General features: G+C 66.2%; 13 protein-coding genes. All 13 read right to left on the minus strand.

The features are described from left to right. On the minus strand, positions 1–826 hold an 826-nt coding region (locus P8Y39_10850; GenBank protein ID MEJ2192823.1), incomplete at its 3' end, for a LamG domain-containing protein. 236 nt (positions 827–1,062) lie between these two features. Further along, complete coding sequence (locus tag P8Y39_10855) at positions 1,063–1,437, minus strand: hypothetical protein (protein MEJ2192824.1); 375 nt, start codon at positions 1,435–1,437, stop codon at positions 1,063–1,065. 241 nt (positions 1,438–1,678) lie between these two features. Further along, on the minus strand, positions 1,679–2,110 hold the full coding sequence (locus P8Y39_10860; GenBank protein ID MEJ2192825.1) for a DUF1320 domain-containing protein: 432 nt from the start codon (positions 2,108–2,110) through the stop codon (positions 1,679–1,681). Between the two features lie 9 nt (positions 2,111–2,119). After that, the gene (locus tag P8Y39_10865; protein MEJ2192826.1) at positions 2,120–3,001 is read right to left on the minus strand and encodes a Mu-like prophage major head subunit gpT family protein; all 882 of its coding nucleotides are present in this window, start codon (positions 2,999–3,001) and stop codon (positions 2,120–2,122) included. A gap of 115 nt (positions 3,002–3,116) precedes the next feature. Beyond that, on the minus strand, positions 3,117–3,524 hold the full coding sequence (locus tag P8Y39_10870; protein ID MEJ2192827.1) for a hypothetical protein: 408 nt from the start codon (positions 3,522–3,524) through the stop codon (positions 3,117–3,119). A 42-nt stretch (positions 3,525–3,566) separates the two neighbouring features. Next, positions 3,567–4,670, minus strand: coding sequence for a phage protease (locus tag P8Y39_10875; GenBank protein MEJ2192828.1), 1,104 nt, complete (start codon positions 4,668–4,670; stop codon positions 3,567–3,569). Between the two features lie 29 nt (positions 4,671–4,699). Continuing rightward, positions 4,700–5,914: a DUF935 domain-containing protein gene (locus tag P8Y39_10880; GenBank protein ID MEJ2192829.1), complete on the minus strand. Its 1,215-nt coding sequence runs from the start codon at positions 5,912–5,914 to the stop codon at positions 4,700–4,702. Between the two features lie 39 nt (positions 5,915–5,953). Beyond that, positions 5,954–7,450: a terminase family protein gene (locus P8Y39_10885; GenBank protein ID MEJ2192830.1), complete on the minus strand. Its 1,497-nt coding sequence runs from the start codon at positions 7,448–7,450 to the stop codon at positions 5,954–5,956. Continuing rightward, positions 7,416–7,703, minus strand: a complete 288-nt coding sequence (locus P8Y39_10890) for a hypothetical protein (protein ID MEJ2192831.1) — start codon at positions 7,701–7,703, stop codon at positions 7,416–7,418. Before P8Y39_10890 ends, P8Y39_10885 begins: the two co-directional genes overlap by 35 nt. Next, positions 7,700–8,002, minus strand: a complete 303-nt coding sequence (locus P8Y39_10895; GenBank protein MEJ2192832.1) for a hypothetical protein — start codon at positions 8,000–8,002, stop codon at positions 7,700–7,702. The genes P8Y39_10890 and P8Y39_10895 overlap by 4 nt, the downstream gene beginning before the upstream one ends. Continuing rightward, a complete protein-coding gene (locus P8Y39_10900; protein MEJ2192833.1) occupies positions 7,953–8,288 on the minus strand; it encodes a hypothetical protein in 336 nt (111 codons plus the stop codon). Before P8Y39_10900 ends, P8Y39_10895 begins: the two co-directional genes overlap by 50 nt. Then, the gene (locus P8Y39_10905) at positions 8,288–8,986 is read right to left on the minus strand and encodes a M15 family metallopeptidase (GenBank protein ID MEJ2192834.1); all 699 of its coding nucleotides are present in this window, start codon (positions 8,984–8,986) and stop codon (positions 8,288–8,290) included. The genes P8Y39_10900 and P8Y39_10905 overlap by 1 nt, the downstream gene beginning before the upstream one ends. Next, complete coding sequence (locus P8Y39_10910) at positions 8,983–9,207, minus strand: hypothetical protein (protein MEJ2192835.1); 225 nt, start codon at positions 9,205–9,207, stop codon at positions 8,983–8,985. Before P8Y39_10910 ends, P8Y39_10905 begins: the two co-directional genes overlap by 4 nt. Between the last annotated feature and the right edge of the window lie 203 nt (positions 9,208–9,410).

Raw genomic sequence — 9,410 nt, forward strand, 5'->3', positions numbered from 1 at the left:
CCATGGTGTCGAGCCCCACGGCCGCATCGGCCACCGTCTTGAGGACGGCCTCCAGGACCGAGACCGCATCCGCTCCGGCACCGGCCTCTGAAACGGAAAGGCTGACGCCGATGCCCGGGGCCTCGCCTCCGGAGCCCGCATCGAAGACGGAGAGGAATACGGAGACGCGCCCCACCAGGTCGGAGCCCGCTGCCAGGTCCTGGACGGTCCTGACGACCTCCGTGATGATGCCGACGGCGTCGGCGCCGGCGCCCGCGTCCTCAAGGGCCAGCGTGGCGCTCGGCCCCGGCAGGGCGTCCGTCCCTGTGCCCTCCTCCGCGATGACCTTCACAATGAGGCCTCCCGCCGCATGGAACCGAAACGCCCTGTGCGGAGCCTCGAACACGGCGTAGGGGTTTGCAGTAAGGCAGGCTATTTCCGAGGCCGAAAGGGCGCGGGAATAACCAAAAAAGAAATCCACGTCTCCAAGAAAATCCCCGGCACCATCCGGGTCATTGCCGAAGGTGATGGGAGTGTCGGTGGGGTAGCCGGTCATGTCAAGACTGCCGTTGGAGTTGGTGGCGTCCAGAACCCCGTCGACATAGACATATCCCACGGTTCCGTCCAGAACCATCGCCACCGTATGCCACTTCCCATCGTCTATAGCCACTGTGCCTCGCACCTGCAGAAGGTGGCTGCTGCCGTCCCTGACCGTCAGCAGGGCGGAATGGTGGGACACGCCGTCCAGCATATCGAACTTCAAGATGGGAGTCGCACTTTCGCGTTCCGAGTACAGGCCACGGCCAACACCCTGATACGTAGCAGTCGTCCTGAAACGGGCAACCATCGTAAAAGCGGGTCGGCCAGCCAAGATGGGAGAGCCGCTGCTTTGCACTGTCCCCACATCAGATGTCGAGTCAAATCGCAAGGCACCCGAGGTCCAGGAAGTTCCCGATAAAGAGGCGGTCCTCTGGCTGCACATATCCGACAGCCGTTTCCCGCCCAGCTCGTTCATGGGCCACGCCTCGACAAGCCCCTTTGCCAGCGGATGGCTCCGGTTGAGCTGTGTTCCTCTGAAAGGTTTTACGAGGACTGCCACCGCCAGCTCTTCTCCTTCATCGTCACGGTGATGGTGTCGGTGGAGCCCGACCTCTTAGCCAGAACCTTGAACTCAGGCAGGTCCTTGAGAAGGATGGTTATCTGGTTCGGGTCGGTGCCGTTGCTTATCTGCTGACTGAAGATGGGCGTGTCGTCGAAGTTCGTCCCGTCGTTGCTGGAATAGACCTCCACAATAAGGTCGTCGGTAGGGGAGGCCGGGAAGTCTGCATCTATGGTCACCACCGAACCCTCGTAGCCATTGGTCACGAGGTCCACGACGGACGAATAGGTCCCCGTGGTGACGCTCGCCGCGTTCATGATGGTGTTTTCCGTCGCCCACGATTTACTGATGGTTGCCATTCATGCCTCCTTCCTTCGGTGCGCCGGGAGTCCGAAACCACCCGCCCGCCTTGAGAGAATCAAAAAGAGCGTTCCCCCGGTGCAACTGTTTCACCCCATCCTTGCCGAGGGGGGCACGTAAGGGGGAGAGACTCTCCTCTCTGCTTGCCGAATCCCCTTTCGCACCCAAACCCCTCCTTGTCGACAAAAACTTATTGCCTTTTGGGGGATACGTAAGGGGAACGCCAGTCCCCCTTACGCGCTAAAACCCCTCCAGCTTCTCCCGCGAGAACGTGCGGCCGTCCGTGGGCGTGCTGCTCTCGGCCGAGGAGTCCGCGGGGGCCGAGGGCGCGGGCTCCACCCCCAGGGACATCTCCCCCCTGGCCACCGCCTCGAGCTGCCTCACCGCATTGCGATACCTCTCCCGGCGCGTCTCGGGTATCGCCTCCACGGTGCGCGCGTAGAGGTTGTACAGGGCGATGTCCGCCGTGAGCCTCCGTGCGGCCTCCGGCACGGGGGAGAGGGGGACGCGGTAGCGTCCCCCCAGATAGCCGTCCACCTCGGCCTGGGCCTGCTTGAGGGCCTCCTCCACCCGGCCCTCGTTCACCGTCCCCAGCCCCTCGTCGTCGGTCAGGGCGACCAGGGTGCCCAGGGGAAGGAGTTTCCTGAGGTCCTCAAGGCTTGCGTAAGCCACCCGCCCCCCTTAGTCGCTCAGCCACGGGGAGACCAGAAGCTCCGCGGTCCCCCGCCACTCGTTCACCGTGCCGTCGCCCTTTCTCTCGTCCATGAGGAGGGCCCGCGCGGCCCCCTCCAGCGAGGGCGGCACCACCAGGAGGCTGGGCATCACGCCCAGCGGGGAGCCCTCGTCGTCCCTGAGCGACATCATGGCCGCCCGGGCCGCGCCGTAGGAGGTCTCGTCCAGCACCTGTTGGGACGCGTAGGCCAACTGCCAGAGGCCGAAGCCGGCGTTGTCCCTGCGGTCCACCCCGTAGAGGTACTTCTTCCGCATGAAGACGTTCTCGTCATCGGGGCGGTCCTTGCTGGCGAACTCCACCTCCCGGCGGGACTGGAAGATGAGGGGCTTCACGGCCCTGCGGGTATCCAGAAGGTACCACGCCGAACCGGCGCCTCCCCCCAGGTTGCTCGCGGTGCCGCCGCCCACGGGGTGGCCGGTGTCGAAGAAGTTCTGCCCGTCGTAGCAGGGCGTGGTGGCGCCCTGCTCCAGGAGCGAGAAGACCAGCTCGTCGGGGTGCAGAGCCGACACCCGGCCCAGCTCGGCCACGATGGGGCGGTAGATGCCCAGGGCGTCGTCCTCGATATCGTTTCTGTCCACCTCGATGGTGGCCTCCCAGTCCTTGTTCCGGATGCTGTAGGAGTGGAGCTTGAGGTTCTTGATGTGCCGCTCTCCCACCCACTCCCGCATCCGGGGGAAGGCCCCGAGCCACGCGTAGTTCTCCTCCCTCACGCTTGAGGGCACGACCATGGCCACCTTCTCGTACTGTGTGGCGGTGGCCTCCAGGGCCTCGTTGAAGACCGTGCGGAAACCCGCCTGCACGGCCTGAAGGGACGCCTGATTGATAATCATTCACTGCCTCCTTTTTAAATTCCCCTGTTCCTTGCCAGGGGGATACGTAAGGGGAATGCGAAAACCCCTTATTCGTCTTTGGGGGATACACAGGGGGACGTCAGTCCCCCTTACGCTACTCGAAAGCCACCCAGACCCCTTCGGCATCCACGTCCATGACCCTTCCGGCCACCGAGCGCGTGCCCGCCCCGTCGGTGCGGGCCACCGTCTGGTCGTCCACGATGTAGCAGTCCGTGCCGATGTCCGCCCTGCCCACCGGGTCGGCCCCGTCGTTGGCGAACCGGAAAACGCCCTTCTGGACGTCCACCGACAGGGCGCTGTCCGCGCCCGAGGAGTTGTCCGCCCGGGCCTCGGCCCTTCCCAGGCCGCGAAGGCCCGTGGCCGTCGCACCCGGCGCGGCATAGCCCCCCGCGTTCAGGGCCACCAGAGCACCGGCATAAATCGTCTCCCCGCCTGCCACCGGAAGCGAAAGGACCCTGCCCTCCCGCCGGGGTGTGTTTCTGTCTTCGGTAAGTGCCGCCATCCCTTTTTCTCCTCCTTCACGGTTTGCGGGTAAAGGCCTCGCCTATCCCCTCTTGTTATGTTTCCGCCAGAGCGCCTCGCCGATTCCCAGGGCACGGTTGACCGCGGCCTGAAGGGCGCCGGGGCCCTCCTGGGCCGCCTCTGCCCTTTCCGGGTAGCCCTCTCCCAGGGGAAGAAGGACCGGGGCCTTGGCCACGAAAGCGCCGAACCCCTCGGGGTCCCGCCCGGCGTACCCGGCGGCCCAGTCCCTCTGGGCCGGGGTGATCTTGCCGGCCTTCATGGCCGCCTGTACAAGCTCCCGGGCCTTCCTCTCCGAAAGCTCTTCCCTGAGGGCCCGGACCTCCTGCTCCAGAGCGCCCGCGCGTTCGCTTCTCCTAAGCAGGGCAGTGATGGCCCCGGTCACCTCGTCCCAGCTCACCCCTTCCGCAAGGCCCAGGGCGAGGAGCACCTCGCCGGGGGCCGCCGCCTGTTCCGCCCTCTGGGGGCTTTCGTCTTCCGCCATCTCGTCCTCCTTTCGAGGGATGCATGTTTCAGCCGCTTTCTCCGGAGAAGAGCTCCGCCTGTTTACGAGGGGGACCATGCCGTCTATGGCGGGCTGGTTGGTGAGGGCCGCACCGAGAAGGCGCAGCACCCGTCCGCTTTGGGCGTCCTTGAGGATGACGGGGGAGAGATAGCGGTATTCCTTCTCCTTGAGGTATTTCCTCGCCCGCCCCGTCCACCGCACGCGGGCCCACACGCCGGCAGAGCGCCGGGGAGTTTCGTCCCCCCGCGAGTCCGCAGGCAGAACCACGAAGAGCTCCTTTATCCATCCCGCCGCCGGGGCCTCCGCACCCGTGAGGGACTGGTGCTCGTAGTCCACCACCATGTCGTTGGCGCGCTCCCCGAAGTCCCGCACCACCGCGTCCGCCGCATCGCGGTCCAGGAGGAAGGCCCCCCTTTCGGTCTCGTGGCGCCCCCAGGGAATGACCTGGATGAGGTGCGGGGGAGACTGCGTCTCCCCCGCAGACTCCCCCGCAGGCCCCCTCTCCTCCAAGACAAGGGAAAGCGCAAAGGCCGCGGGTTCGCTCTCGCGCAGGGGAAGATGCGCCTCCCCCGCGGATACTCGCTCCTTCGGTTCGAGCGCGAGAGCAAGGGTCGCTTTGTCCATCCTTCCGCCTCTCCCGGCATCCGTTGCCATCACTCGGCTCCTTTCTCGGGGGCCGGTATGCCGAACCGGCTCCGTATGAAGGAATCCGGTATCTCCACCCCCATGCCCCGAAGCGTGCTCAGTGTCTCGGCCGGGGCCTTGAGGTCCTCGCCCTCTTCGTGCTGGAAGCTCAGGTGGGGCAGGGGCGTGCCCGGCCCGAAGTTGAACTCCACCAGGGGGCGAATGAGCTGCATGGTGAGGGTGCGGCCCAGGGCCCGGGCGTCGGCCTCCAGGATGTCCCGCCTTACCTCCTGATGCACCTTGGCCGTGGCGTAGGCCCCTCCGGCCTGCTCCGTGGTGAGGGTCTGCCCCAGGACCGCCTTGGACACGGCCCGGTCGGTAAAGGCCGCAAGCCCCTCATAAAGCTCCGCCGACTGGCTCTTGGCCGCCACGTCCAGAAACTCTATGACCGTCTGGTCGCTGATGACCGCCGCGGCGTCCGTCCCCAGGTTGAAGACGGCGTTTCTGAGCACCCGCCGCTCCTCCTCGGAGGCCCCGGGAGAGTACTTCCCCACTCTCAGGGGCTGGGCGAACCGCTTGTTGAAGACGACCCAGTCCTTGAGGGTGTAGTTCTTGAAGAGGTACATGTAGGCGCAGGGCCTCAGTATCCCTCCCCTTGAGGCGGCCCCCGAGCGGGCCTTCACCCGGTGGACGACGAACTTGTTTGGGGCAAGCTCCTCGCCCTGGACCGGCTCGCCGGCCGTAAGAAGGCGGGGTGTTTCGAGCACCCCCCGGCCGCCCCGGCCCATGAAGGTGAAGTTCTTCTGGTGCCGCCAGGCGAGCCTCTTTGCCAGCACCCGGCCCCCGGCCACCTCCCAGATTATCTCGAGGACCGAAAACCCCTTTCCCACGGCATCCAGCACATCCAGGAGCGCCTCGTCCCAGTTCTCCAGGGCACGGAGGGCCTCCCTCACAAAGGCGGCCACCCGCTCGTCCTCCTCCCCCGCTCCGGCCGGGGCCACCTCCCACGCGAGGCCCGCCGCGGCGAGTTTCCTCGTCTGAAGCACCGCCGCCAGGTGGGCGTCTTTCTCCTCCATCTCTTGGAAGAGCTCGGCCTGCCGGGAGACGTTCCCCTGGTCGGCCTCCCTGAAGACAGCGGCAAGCCGCTCCGGCGTAAGGCCCCGGGAGGGGTAGGAGCTGAGCGGACGCCCCGGCGTGCCCACCTCCCGGAGGAGGGGGCGCTCCCTAAGCCTGCCCGCTGCCATGGGCTTCACCTCTTCGCATCTTTCTCATCGCTCCTCCTTCTACCAGCATCCGTTTCTCCGAAAACCCTCCGCCCTGCCGGCCACCCTCTCGTAAAAGACCCGGCTTTGCGGGACCTCCGCGGCATGCAGGGCCAGGGCCAGCGCCCAGAACCTGTCGGCATGGGAACCCTCCGTGCGGGCGGCGTCGTACCGCACGTTTCCCGCCACGGTGGTAAGCCGCCTGACCGAGTGCAGGTCCTCCCGTATCTCCCTCACGGGAGGGATGCGCACCGTGCGCTCCTCGAAGCTCCTTCTCAGGACAAGCGCCAGGTTCTCCTTCACCCTGGGGCCGAAGACCACGGGCTCCACCCGCGCGCCGAACCTCTCGCGCGCCTCCTCGGCAAGCTGCGCTCCGATGCCCGAGGCATCGATTGAGCACCTGCGCACAAGGGGGACTTCTCCCATAAGGGGGCCTCGCGTCCCCCTTATGTATCCCCCTGAACTTTCCTCCAAGCGGTCTCCCGTCCCCCTTGTGTATCCCCCTGAGCCTCTCGCAAGGGGGACTTCGGTCCCCCTTGCGTATCCCCCTGAAGAGAAAAGACTTCCGTCGAGGTACGAAAAAAGCACCTCCTTCTGCTCCCGGAAGGGAGATTTCGAAAGCTCCTTGACCTCCCGCGTCCAGAGGACGTCGCCCACCTTCGTAAGAAGCCAGAAGACCGTAAGGTCCCGGTGCCGGCCCACGTCCACCCCCAGGTAGAGCTGGGCCTCGGGCCCCTGCGATTCGAGCGCCTCTCCGCCGAACTCCGTGCGGGCCCCCTCGTCCTCGCAGTGGGCTATCATCTCGTAGGTAAGAAATGCCGTGGCCTCGTCCAGAAAGGCGCACTCGAACTCCTGCGCCCAGGCCAGGGGGTCCATGATGCCCCGCTTGAGGGCCTCGATATCCACCTCAAGCCCCTCCGCCCGGGCGTCGTGGATGGTGGTGCGGTGCCGGGAGAAGGCCGAGGAAAGGCCCGTCCTCCCGCTCCAGAGGTCGTAGAACATGTTCTGCTTTCCGTTGGGCGTGGAGGCCACCCGCACCTTGTAGCCCCTGGTCACGGCGGGGTACATGGCCCGCCATATCTCCCGGGCGTCCTGGTGGAAGGCGAACTCGTCGAGGAAGACGTTGCCGCTGAACCCCCGCACCGTGTCCGGGTTCGCCGGAAGCGAGATGACCCGTGAGCCGCCCGGAAGCTCCACTTCCTCCCGGGTCTCCCGCCCGGCGTGCACCGTGTGCGCCGATATGGCCCGGAGGCACCGGAGGTGGGCGTGGACCTTCTTCATCACCTCCTGGCTCTGCCGTTCCGAGGCCGAGAGGATGAGATTCGCGGACCTCGCGCGAAGGGCCTCCATCACGGCCTCCATGGCCAGCGAGAAGGACTTGCCCACCTGCCGCGAGGCAAGCCATATCTTAAGCGGCGCCGGGTCCGAGACGTAGCGGCGCTGATAGGGCAGCAGTATCCCCCGGCCCCCGCCGGGCCGGCGCCTAGGCCTTCTTGCGTCTCTTCCGCTCGATGCCATATTCCCTTTCGAATATCTCCTCGGCCACCCGCCGCATCTCGCGGGGGTCCAGGTCTTCCTCGGGGCCGCCCACCTTCCGTGCCAGCTCCACCAGGGTCTTGACCAGGCTGGTGTAGGCGTTCAGGGCCTGGTTGTCCATGCCCTTGTCCTCGGTGGGGACCCTCTGCTCGAAATACGCCTCGTACTCCTGTTTCCTCTTCCTGAGGGCCTCCAGGGCCTCCTCCGCTAGGGAGAGCTTCTTCCCGCCGCTCATGGCTCTCCGTCCTCCACGCCCTTCTCGCCCACCAGGCCGTCCAGCAGGTCCCACCCCCGGGCGGTGAGGTGGGCGAAGGCGATGTCGAAGCCGAACCCGCTCCGCCTCTCGAGCTGCGCCAGGCCCTTCTCCTCCAGGTAGCTCAGGTGGGCCGCAATCTCGCCCTCCGGCAGCGGGTAGCCCAGGTTGTCCAGGGCGAACTGCAGGGCCCTGAGGTCCAGCGCGCCGGGGTAGGCCGTCTTCAGAAGCTCAAGCGCCAGCGCGCGGATGCGCCTGTTCCTTACGGATGTCGTGTTCAACCCTCACCTCTTCGAAAACTTTCTGCTGTTGCGCAATGAACCTCAGGAGCACCAGTATCTCCCTGTGCTCCGAGGAGTCCCGCCCCATGAAGTCGCTGAGCGAGCGGGTCAGCTCCTCGACGGACTGGGCCTGTGCCCCCATGGCCTCCGCCTGCCGGTGCTCGGCCTCGATGAACTTCTCCCCGAGCCCCCGGGCGATGCGGTACAGGCCCACCAGGATGACCACCGCGATGGCCGCTCCCACCCCGGCGTTGATGAGCGCCTTTATGAAGGCCTGCTCCAGCATCAGGTGCGGCTCTTGACCACCGTGCGTGAGAAGATGTAGCTCACGATGACCCCGGCCACGCTCATGATGCCGCTTACCGGGATGTTCAGCCCCAGGTGCGAGTTGAGCACCGGGAGCACCGCCCCCAGAAGGGCCAGGTAAAACTCGCTGGACTTCACGCCTTTCTTCGCATTGCTCATCGGGTCCTCCTTGTTTTCCCGGGCGCCCTCCGCGCCCGCTTGATTGGTCTTGCCGGCCAGGAGCTCCGCCAGGGTAAGCCCGCCCGTGTACTGGAAATGCCCGTAGTCCCTCAGCCCGAAGCGCCCTCCCCAGGTCAGGCCCAGGGCCTCCCCCAGCCGCCCCAGCTCGCGGTAGTCGGCCAGGGCGTTTTGGTTTGTGTCGGCCTCGGGGTCCCACACCGCCCGGCCGTCCTTCACCAGGGCCAGGTCGAAGGCGCATCCGAACTCATGCACCGAGGTGCGCGCACGGGTGACGATGCGGTTTTCCCCCGGGGCGATGGAAGGCATCCCCGCCTCCGCCCGAAGGGCGTTGACCGCATCCAGGGGCTTTCTCCCCTGTGCGTAGAGGGCCGCCTGCTCGGCCCCGGTCCTTGCCGTGGAGGTGACGAGCACCTCAAGCCCCCGCTCCCTTGCCGCCTCAAGAAGATGATTGAGCCTTCGCCTCACGACAGGCTGAAGCGCCTCCGGGTCCCTGCTCATCCCCTCGCCTTTTCGTCAAGGGTTTGGTTGTTCTGAGAGGGGGACTGGTCCTCTTTGGGAGCGGACTGGTCCGCCTGGTCTTTAAAAGGGGACTGGTCCCCCCAGCAGGCGCGGCAGATGGGGTCGTCTCTCAAGGGGATGCAGGCCAGGGAGGGCTCCACCGCGCAGCGGGCGCGCTCCCTGAGCTTTTGGGCGGCCCAGTGCTCATAAGGGGTCTTCATCGCTTTCTCCTTCTTTTCTCCCGCCGGGCAGGCGGGAGCAGGCCGGGGTTTCACGTGCCCGGCCTGCCGTTCGGGGTGGGCCTCAAGGTGGGATGAAATGTTCTGAGCATAGGGTGCTCTTCCCAGGGATGGATGCGCTTTGGCATCCCCGGCCGGCCCCTGCCGGCCTTCTCTTTCGCTTATGGCCGCCTTCCGCGTCCGCA

It is taken from the genome of Nitrospirota bacterium, from assembly GCA_037386965.1.
Taxonomy (GTDB): domain Bacteria; phylum Nitrospirota; class Thermodesulfovibrionia; order Thermodesulfovibrionales; family JdFR-86; genus JARRLN01.